At 61.1% G+C, this 17,693-nt stretch carries 21 protein-coding genes; 17 read left to right on the plus strand and 4 right to left on the minus strand.

The annotated features are described in order from the left end of the window. The first annotated feature begins 5 nt into the window (after nucleotides 1-5). The 10 genes from fabD to ptsG all read left to right on the plus strand — a co-directional run bounded on the left by fabD (nucleotide 6) and on the right by ptsG (nucleotide 9,586). Entirely contained in the window at nucleotides 6-935 is a 930-nt protein-coding gene (gene fabD / locus SSARUM_RS09165) for an ACP S-malonyltransferase (protein ID WP_015377451.1), read from the plus strand. Between the two features lie 11 nt (nucleotides 936-946). Further along, nucleotides 947-1,681: a 3-oxoacyl-ACP reductase FabG gene (fabG, locus tag SSARUM_RS09170; protein WP_049213155.1), complete on the plus strand. Its 735-nt coding sequence runs from the start codon at nucleotides 947-949 to the stop codon at nucleotides 1,679-1,681. Nucleotides 1,682-1,835: 154 nt separating this feature from the next. Further along, nucleotides 1,836-2,072 carry an acyl carrier protein gene (gene acpP / locus SSARUM_RS09175; protein WP_004719003.1) on the plus strand — a complete coding sequence of 79 codons (237 nt, stop codon included), beginning with the start codon at nucleotides 1,836-1,838 and terminating at the stop codon, nucleotides 2,070-2,072. An 82-nt stretch (nucleotides 2,073-2,154) separates the two neighbouring features. Beyond that, entirely contained in the window at nucleotides 2,155-3,396 is a 1,242-nt protein-coding gene (gene fabF, locus SSARUM_RS09180) for a beta-ketoacyl-ACP synthase II (protein ID WP_033638042.1), read from the plus strand. A 145-nt stretch (nucleotides 3,397-3,541) separates the two neighbouring features. Continuing rightward, a complete protein-coding gene (pabC, locus tag SSARUM_RS09185; RefSeq protein WP_039566603.1) occupies nucleotides 3,542-4,339 on the plus strand; it encodes an aminodeoxychorismate lyase in 798 nt (265 codons plus the stop codon). A gap of 13 nt (nucleotides 4,340-4,352) precedes the next feature. Continuing rightward, complete coding sequence (mltG, locus tag SSARUM_RS09190; RefSeq protein ID WP_033646443.1) at nucleotides 4,353-5,378, plus strand: endolytic transglycosylase MltG; 1,026 nt, start codon at nucleotides 4,353-4,355, stop codon at nucleotides 5,376-5,378. Next, nucleotides 5,368-6,006 (plus strand): dTMP kinase, encoded by a 639-nt coding sequence (tmk, locus tag SSARUM_RS09195; protein ID WP_033646442.1) that lies wholly within the window; start codon nucleotides 5,368-5,370, stop codon nucleotides 6,004-6,006. The genes mltG and tmk overlap by 11 nt, the downstream gene beginning before the upstream one ends. After that, nucleotides 6,006-7,013 (plus strand): DNA polymerase III subunit delta', encoded by a 1,008-nt coding sequence (holB, locus tag SSARUM_RS09200; RefSeq protein ID WP_033646441.1) that lies wholly within the window; start codon nucleotides 6,006-6,008, stop codon nucleotides 7,011-7,013. The genes tmk and holB overlap by 1 nt, the downstream gene beginning before the upstream one ends. A 19-nt stretch (nucleotides 7,014-7,032) precedes the next feature. After that, on the plus strand, nucleotides 7,033-7,809 hold the full coding sequence (locus tag SSARUM_RS09205; protein WP_016928186.1) for a metal-dependent hydrolase: 777 nt from the start codon (nucleotides 7,033-7,035) through the stop codon (nucleotides 7,807-7,809). Between the two features lie 343 nt (nucleotides 7,810-8,152). Then, a complete protein-coding gene (gene ptsG / locus SSARUM_RS09210) occupies nucleotides 8,153-9,586 on the plus strand; it encodes a PTS glucose transporter subunit IIBC (RefSeq protein ID WP_016928184.1) in 1,434 nt (477 codons plus the stop codon). Nucleotides 9,587-9,642: 56 nt separating this feature from the next. On the opposite strand, the gene SSARUM_RS09215 is transcribed toward ptsG, so the two are convergent. Continuing rightward, nucleotides 9,643-10,008: a DUF4180 domain-containing protein gene (locus tag SSARUM_RS09215; protein WP_033646440.1), complete on the minus strand. Its 366-nt coding sequence runs from the start codon at nucleotides 10,006-10,008 to the stop codon at nucleotides 9,643-9,645. A 14-nt stretch (nucleotides 10,009-10,022) separates the two neighbouring features. Next, nucleotides 10,023-10,493, minus strand: coding sequence for a manganese-binding transcriptional regulator MntR (gene mntR, locus SSARUM_RS09220; protein ID WP_033638048.1), 471 nt, complete (start codon nucleotides 10,491-10,493; stop codon nucleotides 10,023-10,025). A gap of 230 nt (nucleotides 10,494-10,723) precedes the next feature. Here mntR and SSARUM_RS09225 point away from each other — a divergent pair, with 230 nt between their 5' ends. After that, nucleotides 10,724-12,028 (plus strand): Nramp family divalent metal transporter, encoded by a 1,305-nt coding sequence (locus SSARUM_RS09225; protein ID WP_004928764.1) that lies wholly within the window; start codon nucleotides 10,724-10,726, stop codon nucleotides 12,026-12,028. 37 nt (nucleotides 12,029-12,065) lie between these two features. Here SSARUM_RS09225 and SSARUM_RS09230 read toward each other — a convergent pair whose 3' ends face one another. Next, a complete protein-coding gene (locus SSARUM_RS09230) occupies nucleotides 12,066-12,815 on the minus strand; it encodes an SDR family oxidoreductase (RefSeq protein ID WP_033655057.1) in 750 nt (249 codons plus the stop codon). A 99-nt stretch (nucleotides 12,816-12,914) separates the two neighbouring features. On the opposite strand from SSARUM_RS09230, the gene SSARUM_RS09235 reads away from it, so the two are divergent. After that, a complete protein-coding gene (locus tag SSARUM_RS09235; RefSeq protein ID WP_072264913.1) occupies nucleotides 12,915-13,292 on the plus strand; it encodes a winged helix-turn-helix transcriptional regulator in 378 nt (125 codons plus the stop codon). On the opposite strand, the gene SSARUM_RS09240 is transcribed toward SSARUM_RS09235, so the two are convergent. Next, entirely contained in the window at nucleotides 13,289-14,194 is a 906-nt protein-coding gene (locus SSARUM_RS09240; protein ID WP_060429876.1) for a transporter substrate-binding domain-containing protein, read from the minus strand. The genes SSARUM_RS09235 and SSARUM_RS09240 overlap by 4 nt on opposite strands. A gap of 221 nt (nucleotides 14,195-14,415) precedes the next feature. On the opposite strand from SSARUM_RS09240, the gene hinT reads away from it, so the two are divergent. Genes hinT through nagZ form a run of 5 tightly spaced genes read left to right on the plus strand, consistent with a single transcriptional unit; the run spans nucleotide 14,416 to nucleotide 17,689 of the window. After that, on the plus strand, nucleotides 14,416-14,766 hold the full coding sequence (gene hinT / locus SSARUM_RS09245; RefSeq protein ID WP_004928776.1) for a purine nucleoside phosphoramidase: 351 nt from the start codon (nucleotides 14,416-14,418) through the stop codon (nucleotides 14,764-14,766). Nucleotides 14,767-14,777: 11 nt separating this feature from the next. After that, nucleotides 14,778-15,167 (plus strand): YcfL family protein, encoded by a 390-nt coding sequence (locus SSARUM_RS09250; protein ID WP_033646437.1) that lies wholly within the window; start codon nucleotides 14,778-14,780, stop codon nucleotides 15,165-15,167. 26 nt (nucleotides 15,168-15,193) lie between these two features. Then, nucleotides 15,194-15,784 carry a penicillin-binding protein activator LpoB gene (lpoB, locus tag SSARUM_RS09255; protein WP_033646436.1) on the plus strand — a complete coding sequence of 197 codons (591 nt, stop codon included), beginning with the start codon at nucleotides 15,194-15,196 and terminating at the stop codon, nucleotides 15,782-15,784. After that, nucleotides 15,765-16,631, plus strand: a complete 867-nt coding sequence (gene thiK / locus SSARUM_RS09260) for a thiamine kinase (protein WP_060429877.1) — start codon at nucleotides 15,765-15,767, stop codon at nucleotides 16,629-16,631. The genes lpoB and thiK overlap by 20 nt, the downstream gene beginning before the upstream one ends. 38 nt (nucleotides 16,632-16,669) lie before the next feature. Beyond that, nucleotides 16,670-17,689, plus strand: coding sequence for a beta-N-acetylhexosaminidase (nagZ, locus tag SSARUM_RS09265; protein ID WP_060426344.1), 1,020 nt, complete (start codon nucleotides 16,670-16,672; stop codon nucleotides 17,687-17,689). Nucleotides 17,690-17,693 lie beyond the last annotated feature (4 nt).

Raw genomic sequence — 17,693 nt, forward strand, 5'->3', positions numbered from 1 at the left:
AAAAAATGACGCAATTTGCTTTTGTTTTCCCGGGCCAGGGGTCGCAGACCGTTGGCATGCTGGCCGAGTTGGCCGCACAGTTCCCGATCGTCGAAGAAACCTTCGGCGAAGCCTCTTCCGCCCTGGGTTACGACCTGTGGCAGCTGGTGCAGCAAGGCCCGGCGGAAGAGCTGAACAAAACCTGGCAGACCCAACCGGCTCTGCTGGCCGCCTCGGTGGCGATTTTCCGCGTTTGGCAACAGCAGGGCGGTAAAGCGCCGGCGCTGATGGCGGGCCACAGCCTGGGCGAATACTCGGCGCTGGTCTGCGCCGGCGTGCTGGACTTCAAGGCGGCGATCCGTCTGGTCGAGCTACGCGGCAAGCTGATGCAGGAAGCGGTGCCGGAAGGCACCGGCGCGATGTACGCCATCATCGGTCTGGACAACGACGCGATCGCCAAGGCGTGTGAAGAGTCTGCGCAGGGGCAGGTGGTTTCTCCGGTCAACTTCAACTCGCCGGGCCAGGTGGTCATCGCCGGCAACAAAGAAGCGGTTGAGCGCGCAGGCGCCGCCTGCAAAGCCGCCGGTGCCAAGCGCGCGCTGCCGCTGCCGGTGAGCGTGCCTTCGCACTGTGCGCTGATGAAACCGGCCGCCGACAAGCTGGCCGTGGCGCTGCAGGACATCACCTTCAACGCGCCGCAGGTGCCGGTGGTGAACAACGTCGACGTGCGCACCGAAAACGATCCGGAAGCGATCCGCAGCGCGCTGGTGCGTCAGCTGTACAGCCCGGTGCGTTGGACCGAGAGCGTAGAATTTATCGCAGCACAGGGAGTGACGTCGCTGCTGGAAGTGGGGCCGGGCAAAGTGCTGACCGGTCTGACTAAACGTATTGTTGACACCCTGACGGCTGCGGCGGTGAACGACACCGCCAGCCTGTCGGCGGCGCTTGAACAATAAAGAGGAAAATGATGAGCTTCGAAGGTAAAATCGTTCTGGTCACCGGCGCGAGCCGCGGTATTGGCCGAGCTATTGCAGAAACGTTTGTGGCACGCGGCGCCAAAGTGATCGGCACCGCGACCAGCGAGAGCGGCGCTGAAGCGATCAGCAGCTACCTGGGCACAAACGGCAAAGGGTTTATGTTGAACGTTGTTGATGCGCAATCTATCGACAGCGTGCTGGCATCGATTCGCGCCGAATTTGGCGAAATCGACATTTTAGTGAATAATGCCGGCATCACGCGTGATAACCTGCTGATGCGTATGAAGGATGATGAGTGGGAGGATATCCTCGACACCAACCTGACTTCCGTATTCCGCCTGTCAAAAGCGGTAATGCGCGCTATGATGAAAAAGCGGTTTGGCCGTATCATCACCATCGGTTCCGTTGTCGGCACCATGGGGAACGCAGGGCAGGCGAACTACGCGGCGGCTAAAGCCGGTCTGATTGGTTTTAGCAAATCTTTGGCACGTGAAGTTGCTTCGCGTGGCATTACGGTCAACGTCGTGGCACCTGGCTTTATTGAGACGGACATGACACGGGCGTTGACAGATGATCAACGCGCAGGCATTTTGTCATCAGTTCCAGCCAACCGGCTGGGCGATGCTAAAGAAATCGCCAGCGCTGTTGCATTTTTGGCCTCTGATGAGGCCGGCTATATCACCGGTGAAACGCTACATGTCAATGGCGGCATGTACATGATTTAAAAAATGTGAAAACCATTTGCGTTATTTGAGGCAAAAACCGCAAAATAGCGTAAAATCGTGGTTTGACCAGCCGGGATTTAGTTGCATCTTTTTCAGCATTTTATACACTACGAAAACCATCGCGAAAGCGAGTTTTGATAGGAAATTTAAGAGTATGAGCACTATCGAAGAACGCGTTAAGAAAATCATTGTTGAGCAACTGGGTGTTAAACAGGAAGAAGTTTTGAACAACGCTTCTTTCGTTGAAGATCTGGGCGCTGATTCTCTTGACACCGTTGAGCTGGTAATGGCACTGGAAGAAGAATTCGACACCGAGATTCCAGACGAAGAAGCTGAGAAGATCACTACTGTTCAGGCAGCTATTGATTTCATCAACGCTAGCCAGCAGTAAGAGAACATATCTAGGCGGTCGCTCGACCGCCTAAGTTTTTTCTATCCCTAGTGTCATATTTTTCCCTCCCTGGAGGACAAACGTGTCTAAGCGTCGAGTAGTTGTGACCGGACTGGGCATGTTGTCTCCTGTCGGCAATACGGTAGAGTCCACGTGGAACGCTCTTCTTGCCGGTCAGAGTGGCATCAGCCTGATCGACCATTTCGATACCACTGCCTATGCGACCAAGTTTGCTGGCCTGGTAAAGAATTTTAATTCCGAGGATTTCATCTCGCGCAAAGATGCGCGCAAGATGGACGCCTTTATCCAGTACGGTATCGCTGCCGGCATGCAAGCCATGCAGGATGCAGGCCTGGACATCACCGAGGCTAACGCCAGCCGCATTGGAGCCGCGATCGGTTCCGGCATCGGCGGCCTGGGTTTGATCGAAGAAAACCACAGTTCACTGGTTAACGGTGGCCCACGGAAAATCAGTCCGTTCTTCGTGCCATCCACCATCGTGAATATGATTGCCGGTCACCTGACAATCATGTACGGCATGCGTGGCCCAAGCATTTCCATCGCCACCGCCTGTACTTCAGGTGTGCACAACATCGGCCATGCGGCGCGTATCATTGCCTACAATGATGCGGACGTGATGCTGGCCGGTGGGGCAGAGAAAGCCAGCACCCCATTGGGCGTCGGCGGCTTTGGCGCAGCGCGCGCCCTGTCCACTCGTAATGACAACCCGCAGGCGGCGAGCCGTCCGTGGGATAAAGACCGCGACGGTTTTGTGCTGGGCGACGGCGCCGGCATGATGGTGCTGGAAGAGTACGAGCACGCGAAAAAGCGCGGCGCGAAAATCTACGCCGAAGTGGTGGGCTTTGGGATGAGCAGCGATGCTTATCACATGACGTCGCCACCGGAAAACGGCGCAGGCGCTGCGCTGGCGATGGAAAATGCCCTGCTTGACGCCGGTGTGACCCCGTCACAAATCGGCTACATCAACGCGCACGGCACCTCTACGCCGGCGGGCGACCAGGCGGAAGCGCAGGCGGTGAAATCCGTCTTCGGCGCCGATGCAGAGCGCGTGCTGGTGAGCTCGACCAAATCGATGACTGGCCACCTGTTGGGTGCGGCAGGCGCGATCGAGTCTATCTTCACCGTGCTGGCGCTGCGCGATCAGGCGGTACCGCCAACCATCAATCTGGATAACCCGGATGAAGGTTGCGATCTGGACTTCGTGCCTCACGAAGCGCGCCAGGTCAGCGATATGGAGTTCAGCCTGTGTAACTCCTTCGGCTTCGGCGGCACCAATGGCTCGCTGATCTTCCGCCGAGTGTAACTCGCGCTGTGGATAGCTGATGAAAAGCCCGGTTTTTTAACCGGGCTTTTTTACGCCTATCGTCTGGACACCAACAGGGCTGCGTATCGCCTCGTCGCCTGCTATTCTGCGAGCGTAATGAAATCACCCGGCAACAGGAGGAAGCATGTACTGGATTAACGGACAACGCCACGATGCGCTGGCGCCGAGCGATCGCGGCCTGCAGTTCGGCGATGGCTGCTTTACTACTGCCCGGGTTATCGATGGTAAAATCGAGCTGCTGTCCTGGCATCTGGAGCGGCTGCAGCAAGCGGCGCAGCGGCTGATGCTGCCCGCCACCGATTGGCTGGCTTTCGAGCGGGAGATGGCGCTGGCGGCCGAATCAATTCCGCTCGGCGTGGTCAAAGCGATACTGACGCGCGGCAGCGGCGGGCGGGGTTACAGCCCGACGGGGTGCGAAAACCCGACGCGTATCGTGGCCCGCAGCGGCTACCCTGCGCACTATTTGCAGTGGCGCGAGCAGGGCATCACGCTTGCGCTCAGCCCGGTGGCGCTGGCGCGCAATCCGTTGCTGGCGGGGTTGAAGCATTTGAACCGCCTGGAGCAGGTGCTGATCCGCGCGCATCTTGACCAGACGGCCGCCGACGAGGCGCTGGTGCTTGACACTGCCGGTATGCTGGTGGAATGCTGTGCGGCTAATTTGTTCTGGCGTAAGGGAAAAGCGGTATTTACCCCGGATCTGAGCCAGGCAGGCGTCGCGGGCCTGATGCGGCGGCGGGTGATCGCGCTGCTGGCGGGCTCGGAATACCGTCTGCACTGCGTCAGTGAACCGCTGGAGACGCTGGCCGATGCCGACGAAGTCCTGGTGAGCAATGCGCTGATGCCGCTGCTGCCGGTAAACGCTGCGCAATCATGGCGCTATGCTTCGCGCCAGCTGTATGATTTTTTGCGTCCACACTGTTAACCATGGCTGATTGATGAAGAAAAGAAAGCTGAAGGTCCTGTCTATTATTGTTGTTCTGGTATTGGCGCTGCTGTTTTGGGGCTACCAGAAGATCGAACGCTTTGCCGATACGCCACTGGCTATCCAACAAGAAACCATCTTCAAACTGCCGGCCGGCACCGGCCGGGTAGCGCTGGAAGGGTTATTGGTGCGCGATAAGCTGGTGCGCAACGGCCGCTGGTTCCAGTGGCTGCTGAAGCTGGAGCCGGAGCTGGCGGAGTTTAAAGCCGGCACTTACCGGTTCACGCCGGGCATGACGGTGCGCCAGATGCTGAAACTGTTGGCCAGCGGCAAAGAGGCGCAGTTCACCGCACGCTTTATCGAAGGCTCACGCCTGCGTGACTGGCAGCAGGTGCTGCAGCAGTCCAAATACCTGAAACACACCCTGGCGGGCAAGAGCGAAGCGGAGATTGCCGCAGCGCTCGGCATTCCTGCGGGAGAAACGCCGGAAGGGCATTTGTACCCGGATACCTATCAGTATACCGCCGGCATGAGCGACATCGCGCTGCTCAAACGCGCACACGTGCGCATGAACAAAGCGCTGCAGGCCGCCTGGGCCGGCCGCGACACCAGCCTGCCGTATAAAACGCCGGAAGAGCTGCTTACCATGGCCTCGATCGTCGAGAAAGAGACCGCGGTGCCGGAAGAGCGCAGCAAGGTGGCGTCGGTGTTCGTCAACCGCTTGCGCATCGGCATGCGCCTGCAGACCGATCCGACGGTGATCTACGGCATGGGCGAAAGCTATAATGGCAACATCACGCGCAAGGATCTGGAGACGCCGACGCCTTACAACACCTATGTGATCGCCGGCCTGCCGCCAACGCCGATCGCCATGCCGGGTGAGGCCTCGCTGCAGGCGGCCGCCAATCCGGCCAAAACGCCTTATCTCTATTTTGTCGCCGACGGCAAGGGGGGGCATACCTTCACCACCAATCTGGCGAGCCATAACCAGGCGGTGCGCGTGTACCGTCAGGCGTTAAAGGAAAAGAATGAAAAGTAAATTCGTTGTTATCGAAGGGCTGGAAGGCGCGGGTAAAACCACCGCGCGCGATACGGTGGTCAATGTGCTGCGCGAACACGGCGTCAGCGACATCGTCTTCACCCGCGAGCCGGGCGGCACGCCGCTGGCGGAGAAGCTGCGCGATCTGTTCAAGCGCGGCATCGACGGCGAATTGCCGACCATCAAGGCCGAAGTATTGATGCTGTACGCCGCGCGCGTGCAACTGGTGGAAACCGTGATCAAACCGGCCCTGGCGCGCGGCGCCTGGGTGGTGGGCGATCGCCACGATCTCTCTTCACAGGCTTACCAGGGCGGCGGCCGCGGTGTGGATCCGCAGCTGATGAGCTCGCTGCGCGACACCGTGCTGGGGGATTTTCGCCCGGACTTGACGGTGTATCTCGATCTGCCGCCGCTGGTCGGCCTGCAACGCGCACAGGCGCGCGGTCAGCTGGATCGCATCGAACAGGAGGCGCTGCCGTTCTTCGAACGCACCCGCGCTCGCTATCTCGAGCTGGCGGCGCAGGATAAAACCATCGTCACCGTCGACGCCGCCCAGCCGCTGGAGCAGGTGACCGCGGCGATCCGCGACTGCGTCGGCCACTGGCTGCGGCAGCAGGAAGGCGCATAATGAACTGGTACCCGTGGCTGAACGGCCCTTATCGCCAGCTGATCGGGCAGTACGCCGACGGCCGAGGCCATCATGCGCTGCTGCTGCACGCGGCGGCGGGCAACGGTGACGATGCGCTGGCCTACGGCCTGAGCCGCTGGTTGATCTGCCAGCAGCGCAACGGTGAAAAAAGCTGCGGCGAGTGCCACAGCTGCCGGCTGATGCTGGCGGGAAACCACCCGGATTATCACGTGCTGGCGCCGGAAAAGGGCAAGAGCAGCCTGGGCATCGAGCCGATCCGCCAGGTGATTGAAACGCTGTACGCCCACGCGCAGCAGGGCGGCGCTAAAGTGATTTGGCTGCCGCAGGCGGAACAGCTGACCGAAGCGGCGGCCAACGCGCTGCTTAAAACGCTGGAAGAGCCGCCGGAGAAAACCTATTTTCTGCTGGGCTGCCGTGAGCCGTCGCGGCTGATGGCGACGCTGCGCAGCCGTTGCCTGTATTGGCATTTGGCCAGCCCGGATGAGCAGCTCAGCCTGCAGTGGTTGGGCCGGCAGGCGGCCGGCTCTCAGACGGACCGCCTCACGGCGCTGCGCCTGCACGACGGCGCGCCGCTGGCCGCTGAACAGCTGTTGCAGCCGCAGCAGTGGCAACAGCGCAGCGCCCTGTGCGCCGCGTTGAGCGCCGCGCTGCCGCAGCGCGATATGCTGTCGCTGCTGCCGGTGCTGAACCATGAAGACGTCGCCGAGCGCCTGCACTGGCTGTGCGCGCTGCTGGTGGACGCGATGAAGTGGCAGCAGGGCGCGCATCACTATGTATTGAATCAGGATCAGCAGCCGCTGGTGCATCAGCTGGCCAGCCTGCTGAGCAGCGCCTCGCTGCAGCAGATCGTGCAGCAGTGGCTGAACTGCCGCCATCAGCTGCTCAGCGTGGTGGGCGTCAATCGTGAGCTGCTGCTGACCGAACAGTTACTTCGCTGGGAACAGATGCTCGGCGCCGCCGGCTATTCCCACCCTCATTCGCTGTAAAGTAAAAGAGTTAAAAATTATGTTGTTAGTCGATTCTCATTGCCACCTTGACAGTCTGGATTATCAAACGCTGCACCAGAATGTGGACGATGCGCTGGCCAAAGCCAAGGCGCGCGACGTCGGCTATGTGCTGGCGGTCGCCACCACGCTGCCGGGTTACCGTTCCATGACCGAGCTGATCGGCGAGCGCAACGACGTGGCCTTCTCCTGCGGGGTGCATCCGCTCAATCTGGAAGAGGGGTATGATTACGCCGAACTGCGTCGCCTGGCGGCAGCGGAGCAGGTGGTGGCGCTGGGGGAGACCGGGCTCGATTACTTCTACCAGAAAGACAACCTTGAGCTGCAGCAGGACTCTTTCCGCGAACATATCCGCATCGGCCGGGATCTGAACAAGCCGGTGATCGTCCACACTCGCGATGCGCGCGCGGACACGCTGGCGATCCTGCGTGAAGAGAACGCACAAGACTGCGGCGGCGTACTCCACTGCTTCACTGAAGATCTGGCCACGGCCGAAGCTCTGCTGGATCTGGGCTTCTACATCTCCTTCTCGGGCATCGTCACCTTCCGCAACGCCGAACAGCTGCGCGAGGTGGCGCGCTATGTGCCGTTGGATCGCATTCTGGTGGAAACCGACTCGCCTTATCTGGCACCGGTGCCGCATCGCGGCAAAGAAAACCAACCCGCCTATGTGCGCGATGTGGCTGAATACATGGCGGTATTGAAGGGCGTCAGCCTGGAACAACTGGCCGAAGCCACCACCGCCAACTTTTCACGTTTATTTCACCTCGAACTGTGATCTTTGACCTAGGCTATAGCTGTAGATCATTGTCTGCGTAATTTTTTTTAAGCTCGTAATTAATCACTGAAACGGGTAAGGTTCCCTCCCGTTTCAGGGTGATTGATGCGTGTTTTTTGGTCTGTTTCGCCAAAAAACAGCCGGTTTATGCAAAGTTACCGCGGCTCGATCATCGAAACGTGATTGTCATCAAACATTGCGCAGGCTATTTATTTTACTCTGCGTAATAAATTCAAGGGGTGCTCAGACACCCTGAATTGCAGGGGTTTTTCTCCCCCCCTTGCAGCGCGAATCATCGCGACAAGAAGTAGCAAAGCATTATTACTCAGGAGCACACTCAACTATGTTCAAGAACGCATTTGCAAACCTGCAAAAAGTAGGTAAATCGCTCATGCTGCCGGTGTCCGTGTTGCCTATCGCAGGTATCCTGCTGGGCGTCGGCTCCGCCAACTTTAGCTGGCTACCTGCGGTAGTCTCCCACGTGATGGCGGAAGCGGGCGGTTCGGTCTTCGCCAACATGCCGCTGATTTTCGCCATCGGCGTCGCCCTGGGCTTCACCAACAACGACGGCGTTTCCGCGCTGGCGGCGGTGGTGGCCTACGGCATCATGGTGAAAACCATGGCGGTGGTTGCGCCGCTGGTGCTGCACCTGCCGGCTGAGGAGATTGCGGCCAAACACCTGGCGGATACCGGTGTGCTCGGGGGGATTATCTCCGGCGCCATCGCGGCCTATATGTTCAACCGCTTCTTCCGCATTCAACTGCCGGAATACCTGGGCTTCTTTGCCGGTAAGCGTTTCGTGCCGATCATTTCCGGTCTGGCGGCGATCGTTCTGGGCGTAGTGCTGTCCTTCATCTGGCCGCCGATCGGTACGGCTATCCAGACCTTCTCGCAGTGGGCGGCTTATCAGAACCCGGTCGTGGCCTTCGGCATTTACGGCGTGGTTGAGCGTGCTCTGGTGCCATTCGGTCTGCACCACATCTGGAACGTACCGTTCCAAATGCAAATCGGTGAATTCACCAACGCGGCGGGCCAGGTATTCCACGGCGACATCCCTCGCTACATGGCGGGCGACCCTACCGCGGGCAAACTGTCCGGCGGCTTCCTGTTCAAAATGTACGGTCTGCCTGCTGCGGCCATCGCCATCTGGCACTCGGCCAAGCCGGAAAACCGCGCGAAAGTCGGCGGCATCATGATCTCCGCCGCGCTGACCTCGTTCCTGACCGGTATCACCGAGCCGATCGAGTTCTCCTTCATGTTCGTCGCGCCGATCCTGTACGTGATCCACGCTATCCTGGCCGGCCTGGCGTTCCCAATCTGCATCCTGTTGGGCATGCGCGATGGCACCAGCTTCTCGCACGGCCTGATCGACTTTATCGTACTGAGCGGCAACAGCAGCAAAATCTGGCTGTTCCCAATCGTCGGCATCGTCTACGGTCTGGTGTACTACACCATCTTCCGCGTGCTGATCGCCAAGCTGGATCTGAAAACCCCGGGCCGTGAAGACACCGCTGCCGAGCAGACTGCGCAGGGCGGTTCCGAAATGTCCGCGGCGCTGGTTCAGGCCTTCGGCGGTAAAGAAAACATCACTAACCTGGATGCTTGCATCACCCGTCTGCGCGTCAGCGTGGCCGACGTGTCCAAAGTTGACCAGGCGGGCCTGAAGAAACTGGGCGCCGCCGGCGTAGTCGTCGCTGGCTCCGGCGTGCAGGCCATCTTCGGCACCAAGTCCGACAACCTGAAAACCGATATGGACGAATACATCCGTAATCACTGATTCAGGCAGGGGAGTTACCAAGGGAGGCGAAAGCCTCCCTTTTTTATTGCCTGCCGTCAGGCGCCAAGGCGCTGTTCGAGTTCGGCGAGAGAAGGGAGGAACCAGACCTGTTCGCCGCGGTTGGCTTCACGCACGAAATCTTGCAGCGCGTTGCTTTGCGCCAGCCAGGGGGAGATATCGCCCAGCAGCGCAACGCGCAGGCTGTAGTTGATAAATTTCTGCAATACGGCGCCGGCAATGCCGCTTCTGAGCTGGAAAAAGGCGGCGTCGAGGCGGTTGACGGGGAGGGCAATCATCCCGGCATCGTGTTCAAAGGCGGGCGCGATAAACAGGCTGACGTCGTTTTCGTCTTTCAATGGTGGCCCGGCTTCGGCGAACACCACCAGGCGCAGATCGTGGATTTGCTGCACGGCGTAGCTCATCGGCGCTCCGGGAGTCAGGGCTTGGCGTGCTTTTGCAGGTAATGCTCGAACACCGCCAGCGTTTCGTCCGAGATATGGTGCTCAATCCCTTCGCTGTCCAGCTCGGCGGTTTCGCTCGGCACCCCGACGCACATCAGCAGATCGACCACGATGCGGTGACGGCGGCGCACCTTCTGCGCCAGCAGCTCGCCTTCCTCGGTTAAAAACACCCCGCGATAAGGGCGCGATTCCACCAGCCCGGCGCTTTTCAGCCGCGCGATATTTTTGATCGCCGTCGGGTGAGACACGCCGAAGCGGCGCGCGATGTCGGTGGTTCTGGCTTCGCGGGTGCTTTGCAGCAAATCGGCGATCAGCTCAACGTAATCTTCGATCAGCGCATTGGACTGCGCTTCGCGGGCGCGGCTAAAACGCAGGGCGTGCTCGGCCTCGTCCGGCATGTCGGTCTGGGCGTGGCGGTCGGCGTTATCTGGCGCGCGGGTAACCATAGCGTGGGGCGTCCTGTAAGCATAAAAATGGCGTCTCCCGGCAATGCGGGGAGGGTTGCCCTAAGTTAGTCCAAATAGCACACATTATCAATTCGATGCCACGCATTGTGGTAGTTAGAAATATCTCTACACAAAGCCAATGAATTTCGCCTGTTGCATAAAGTGTAGCCGATGCTACATTGTCGGCATGGTAGGTGGAAAAATAACCAGTGAAAGATTGAGGGTAATTCATGCGTGACGCGGCAACCACTCCATCGTTAACCGAACGGACCAACATCGCGATTGGCGCCGCCCTTGCCGGACGCAAGCGCGGCGCCTTTACGCCGTTGCTGTTCGCCGGCCCGGCGGTGATTGCCTCTATTGCCTATATGGATCCCGGCAACTTCGCCACCAATATTCAGGCCGGGGCGAAATACGGCTACAGCCTGCTGTGGGTGGTGGTGATGGCCAACCTGATCGCCATGCTGTTCCAGGCGCTGTCGGCCAAGCTCGGCATCGTCACCAACCGCAATCTGGCGGAGATGTGCCGCGACCAGTTTTCACGGCCGGTAGTGATCGGCATGTGGCTGCTCAGCGAAGTGGCGGCGATGGCCACCGATCTGGCGGAGTTTCTCGGCGGGGCGATCGCGCTGGCGCTGCTGTTCCATATGCCGCTGCTGGCGGGGATGGGGGTGACGGCGGTGATCACCTATGCGCTGTTGATGGTGGAAAAGAAAGGTTTCCGCCCGGTCGAGCTGATGATCGGCGGCCTGGTGGGCATCATCGCGCTGTGCTATCTGGTGGAGATGTTCATCGTACCGGTGGACTGGCAAGCGGCCGGCCTCGGCATGGTGACGCCGCAGTTGCCGGACGCGCAAGCGCTGACCATCGCCGTCGGCATTATCGGCGCCACCGTGATGCCGCACGCCATTTTCCTGCACTCGGGGCTGACCCAGCACCGCAGCCCGGCCAGCGACAACGGCGAGCGGCGCAAGCTGCTGCGTTTTTCCAATATTGAAGTGGTGATCGCGCTGGCGCTCGCCGGGCTGGTGAATATTGCGATGGTGATCATGGCCTCGAGCGCCTTCCACGCCGGTAATAGCGACGTGGCCGAAATTGGCACCGCCTACCATACGTTGACGCCGCTGTTCGGCGCGGCGGCCGCCGGCATCTTCCTCGCTTCGTTGATCGCCTCCGGCATTTCCAGCTCGGTGGTGGGCACCATGGCCGGGCAAATGATCATGCAGGGCTTCGTTGGCTTCCGCATCCCGGTGTGGGTGCGCCGCCTGGTCACCATGGTGCCGGCGTTTATCGTGGTGGCGATGGGCGTCAACGCCACCGACGCGCTGGTCTATAGCCAGGTGGTACTAAGCCTGGCGCTGCCGGCGCCGATGATTGCGCTGGTGATGTTCACCCGCCGCCGCGACATCATGGGCGAGTTCGCCAACGGCCGCTGGACCAGCCTGGCGGCGGTGGTCGGCACGGTGGTGATCGTGCTGCTCAACGTGGTGCTGTTGTTGCAGACCTTCGGCGTCGATATTCCCGGTTTGGGGTGATCTTGCGGGCCGCGCGGGGCGCGGCCGCGTCGCTAAATTATAAATTTCCCACACCACCGTCCATCTGCAGCTCGGCGCCGACCATAAAGGCCGACTCGTCCGCCGCCAGAAACACCGCCGCTTTGGCCAGCTCCAGCGCGCTGCCCATGCGGCCGATCGGTACCAGCGCGCGAATATCGTCGCGTAATGCCTGTTCATCCGCTTCCGCCAACCCCAGCTTACCCAACGCCGGGGTTTCGGTCGGGCCGGGGCTGAGGCCGTTAAGGCGAATGCCGCGCGCGTGCAGCTCGCCGGACAGCGTTCTGGCCAGCGACAGCAAGCCGGCTTTGCTGGCGGCGTAGGCGCTGCTCTGCGGCAGGCCGATATGGGCGCTGACCGAACCGCACAGGATCACCGAAGAAGGGTTGGCCAGCAGCGGCAGCAGCGCCTGGATCAGAAAAAACGGCCCCTTCAGGTTGATGTCCATCAGCCGCTGATAGCTCTGCTCATCCCACTCCTGCAGCGGGCGATGCGTAACGTCGCCGGCGTTGATGTACAGCACGTCCAGCCGCGGCCACCGTTGCCCCAGCCGCTGCGCCAGTTCGCGCTGCTGCGGAATATCGCCGGCGTCGCTCAGCAGCAACAGCGCCTTGCCACCCAATGCCTGGCCCGCCGCGTCCAGGGCGCTTTGGCTGCGCCCGGTGATCGCCACCGTTGCGCCCTCGGCGATGAACTGGCGGGCGGTTTCCAACCCGATGCCGCTGGTGCCGCCGGTAATCAATGCGTATTTGCCTTGCAGTCGTGCCATAACCGATTCCTCTTTAGCGTCAGTTGCGGCATTATTTGCGCTATAGTTACTTTTGCATAGTAGGCACCTTTTGGATACTAAAGGGCGAGGTGGAATGAAATGACGGCACAAGCGCCATTAGCGGCGGAAAATAATTTGGCGGCGTTGCCGCCGGCGGGCGAACCCTGCCCGATGGTGGACTTCGTCAATCTGGTGTCGGGCAAGTGGGCGATACCGATCCTGTACCGGCTGATAATGATCGACGGCCCGGTGCGATTCAGCGAGCTGCAGCGGGCGGTGGCGCCCATTGCGCAAAAAGAGCTGACGCGTCAGCTGCGGCTGTTCGAGCAGCGTGGCCTGGTGACGCGGCAGGTGTTTCCCGAAGTGCCGCCGCGGGTGGAGTATCAGGTCACCGCGCTCGGTAAATCGCTGCGGCCGACGCTGGATTCGCTGGCCGAGTGGATGCGTCGGCACGCGCCGCAGCTGATCGGCGGCTAGTCGCCGATGCCCGGCGGATTGATGGCGGAGCGCTCGACCTTTTCGTCGCCTTCGCCCCAGCGCTCCAGCACCTGCGCGTATTCGCCGCTGACGATGACGCCGTTGATGGCGGCGTTGACGGCGTTCACCAAACCGTTGCCTTTTTTGGTGGTGACCGCGACGTAGGCCACGTTGGGGCCGATGCCGACCATTTTGGTCTTGCCGGTCAGCGCCGCCTTGTAGGCGCCGGTGGAGTGGGGGCCGAAGAACGCATCGGCGCGCCCGGACTGAATGCTCAGGTTGGTGGCGGCGTCGTCGGTCACGTAGATCGGCTGCACCGGCGGCAACCCGGCGGCGCGGTTTTGCTTATCCCATCCCAACAGTATGTTTTCCTGATTGGTGCCGGATCCGACGATGACCCGCAGCCCGGCGACGTCCTGCGGCCGGTTGATCGAGGTGATGTGGCTGGTGGATTTGACGTAAAAGCCCAGCGTGTCCACCCGATAAGTGGCGAAGTCGAATTTGGTCTTGCGCAGTTTGGTGACGGCGATGTTGAAGATCGCCGCGTCGTATTTGCCGGTGCTGATGCCCAGCGGCCAATCTTCCCACGAGGTAGGCACCAGATTCAGCGCCAGCCCAAGGCTGTCGGCCACCAGGCGGGCGATGTCCGGATCGCTGCCGATCAGCGTTTTATTGTCCTCGGCGAACAGCGCCAGCGGCGGAGAGTTCTCGAACGCCACCGCCACCGTCAGCTTGCCGGGCACCGCGAAGTGAAAGTTTGCCGGAATCAGTGCGATAGCGGCCGGGTTTTTCTCCGCGCGTATCGGCTCTCGGTTAGCCTGCAGATCGATACCGCCCGCCGTGGCCGCCTGCACGGCGGCGCTCAGCAACAGCGCGCACAGCGCCGAAATCCTCAGTGGCATAGCACCCTCTATCCTTTGTTAATCATGGGGTTACTATTGGCGGCGGCGCGGGGCAAGTAAAGCAACAATAGTGAATAACCAAAGTGAAAAGATGCACAAGCGCGGCGCCGGGCTGCGCGAATCTGCAGCACTCGACGTGGAAAGTGCGCAATCAGGTTGAAAGCAGTAGAATTTGTCACTCATACTGCGTACAGCTAATTGTGTAAAACAAGGAACGCCAGATGGCCGAAGAAACGATTTTCAGTAAAATTATCCGCCGCGAAATCCCTGCTGATGTGGTTTATCAGGACGAACTGGTCACCGCTTTCCGTGACATCTCTCCCCAGGCACCCACCCATGTGCTGATCGTTCCCAACGTGCTGATCCCAACCGTCAACGACGTGACCGTGGAGCATGAAGCCGCGCTGGGCCGCATGATCACCGCCGCGGCGAAGATCGCCGAACAGGAAGGCATCGCCGAGGACGGCTACCGCCTGATCGTCAACTGCAACCGCCACGCCGGTCAGGAGGTCTATCATATTCACATGCACCTGGTCGGTGGCCGCTCGCTGGGGCCGCTGCTGTCACGTTAAGCGAGGAAATCATGCGCGGTAAAAAAACTCTCCGTGGTCTGATGGCGTTGGCGCTGCCCGCCGCGTTGCTGATGGGATGCAGTTCATCGCCCGGCATCGCGGTCAACCAAGGGCAGACGGTTGTGATGGATCCTTCGGTGCTGACCGCCGGCATTTTGGCCGATACGCCCTCGATTTCGAACGCCTCCGGGCGGGTGATGGCGACCTCGGTGCTCAACAACAGCCAAATGACGCCGGTCACCGTACATTACCGCTTCTATTGGTACGACGCGCAGGGGCTGGATATTCGCCCCTTCGAGAAACCGCGCGAGATCGTGGTGGCGCCCGACTCGGACGCCAAAATTTACTCGATTAACGGCAATCTGGACGCTAAAAGCGCGCGTCTGTATCTGTACCTGTAAGCGCTTGCCAGGTTTGGAGAAAAAGCATGAAAAAGTACGTCTTAGTGGCGCTGGCCGCATTAACCCTCAGCGGCTGTCTGTCGCGCCCGCCTGAGCCGGAACAACCGTTGCCGCCGGTCACCGTCGAACCGGAACAGCCGACGCCGCCGGTCGAGCAGCCACAGCCGCCAACCACCGAGCCGGTGCCGCAGCCGCCGAAAATCCAGCAGCTTGACTGGCTGGGCAGCGTTCAGCCGCTGGTGGGGCAGATGCTGAAGGCCGATGGCGTCACGGCCGGCAGCGTGCTGCTGCTGGACAGCGTCAAGAACAACACTAACGGTTCGCTGCAGATGGGCAAAGCTACCGCGGCGCTGTACAAGGCGCTGGCGTCGAACTCCACCTTCAGCGTGGTGCCGGAAGCGAAGCTGACCAGCGCCAGACAAACGCTGGGCCTGTCGGCGGATGACAGCTTCGGTTCGCGCAGCAAGGCGATTGGCCTGGCGCGCATCGTCGGCGCGCAGTACGTGCTGTACAGCGACGTCAGCGGCGACGTGAAGTCGCCGGCGTTGGATATGCAGCTGATGCTGGTGCAAACCGGCGAGATCGTCTGGTCGGGCAATGGCGCCGTTAAACGCTGAGGCCGCGCTGCGACGATTGATGGAAACCAGACTGCCGGCGGTGAATACCGCCGGTTGTCATTTCAGCCCGGTGCAGGGGCTGACCGGCGAGAGCTGGCGCATCGACGGCGCGGGCATCACGCTGTTGGCGCGCCAGCACAGTGCGGAAAAACGCGCGCTGGGCGTGAGCCGACGGCGCGAAGCGCGGGTCTTGCGCCGCTGCGCGCCGGGGCTGGGGCCGCGGGTTTTCGCGCAGAATAATCAGTGGCTTATCCTCGAATGGCTCGAAGGTGACGTCGTCACAGATGCCGAGTTTGCGGCGCTGAATGAGCGCGGCGAGCTGGCGGCGATGGCGGCGGAACTGCATCGGCGGCCGCTCAGCGGTTACCGGCTGGATCTGCGGCGGCAGTTCCTCCGCTACTGGCCGCAGCTGGATACGCGGCGTGTAACCCCCGCCTGGCTGCGCCTGCAGCGCCATTTTTTGCTAAGTGTGCCGCCACGGCCGCTGCGCTTGGCGCCGCTGCACATGGACATCCACCCGGGCAATCTGCTCGCCACCGGTGAGGGGCTGCGATTGATCGACTGGGAGTATGCCGCCGACGGCGACGTGGCGCTGGATATCGCCGCGCTGTTTCGCGGCAATGGTTGGTCGGCCGGGCAGCAGCAGCGCTTTTTGCAGCACTACGCGCGCCAGGGCTATCACGACGCCGCCCGGCTGCAGGCCCAGGTGCGGGGCTGGCTGCCGTGGGTGGATTATCTGATGCTGCTGTGGTTTGAAGTGCGCTGGCAACAGAGCGGCGACGCCGAATTTTTACGCTGGGGCGCTGCAGTGCGCCGGCGACTTTGTTTATCATCATCCGAATTCTGAACGAACAATAATGAAGTGAGGTGCCCGTGGGCCCAGTAATGCTAGATGTCGCCGGCTATGAGCTGGATGCAGAAGAACGCGAGATTTTGAAACACCCGCTGGTTGGCGGATTGATCCTGTTTACCCGCAACTTCCACGATGCGGAGCAGCTGCGTGAGCTGGTGCGCCAGATCCGCGCCGCCTCGCACGATCGGCTGGTGGTGGCGGTAGACCAGGAGGGCGGGCGCGTGCAGCGCTTCCGCGAGGGCTTCACCCGCCTGCCGGCGGCGCAGTCGTTCGCCGCGTTGCACAATGCGCAGGAAGGCGGCCGGCTGGCGCAGGAGGCCGGCTGGCTGATGGCGGCGGAAATGATCGCGCAGGATATCGACATCAGCTTCGCGCCGGTGCTGGACATCGGCCACGGCAGCGCGGCGATCGGCGAACGTTCGTTCCACAGCGATCCGCAGCAGGCGCTGGCGATGGCCGAACGCTTTATCCTCGGCATGCACAGCGCCGGCATGAAAACCACCGGCAAACACTTCCCTGGGCACGGCGCCGTCAGCGCCGATTCGCACAAGGAAACCCCGCGCGATCCGCGGCCGCTGGCGCAGATCCGCGAGCATGACATGGCGATCTTCCGCGAGCTGATCAACCGCCAACTGTTGGACGCCGTCATGCCGGCCCACGTCATCTATACTGAAGCGGACCCGCGCCCGGCCAGCGGCTCGCCTTACTGGCTGCAGCAGATCCTGCGTCAGGAGCTGGGCTTCGACGGCGTGATTTTCTCCGACGATCTGTCGATGGAAGGCGCCGCCATCATGGGCAGCTACGCCGAGCGCGGCCAGGCGGCGCTGGATGCCGGGTGCGACATGATCCTGGTGTGCAACCACCGCGAAGGCGCGGTCAGCGTGTTGGATAACCTGTCCCCGGTCAAAGCAGAGAAGGTGAAGCGGTTATATCATCGCGGTCAGTTCACCCGTCAGGAACTGCGCGACTCCGAGCGCTGGCAGCAGGCGCACAAGGCGCTCAGCGCGCTGAGCGAACGCTGGGAGGAGCACAAGCAGCGTTCGCAAGGGTGAATCC

The sequence above is a fragment of the Serratia sarumanii genome (genome assembly GCF_029962605.1).
Classification (GTDB): domain Bacteria; phylum Pseudomonadota; class Gammaproteobacteria; order Enterobacterales; family Enterobacteriaceae; genus Serratia; species Serratia sarumanii.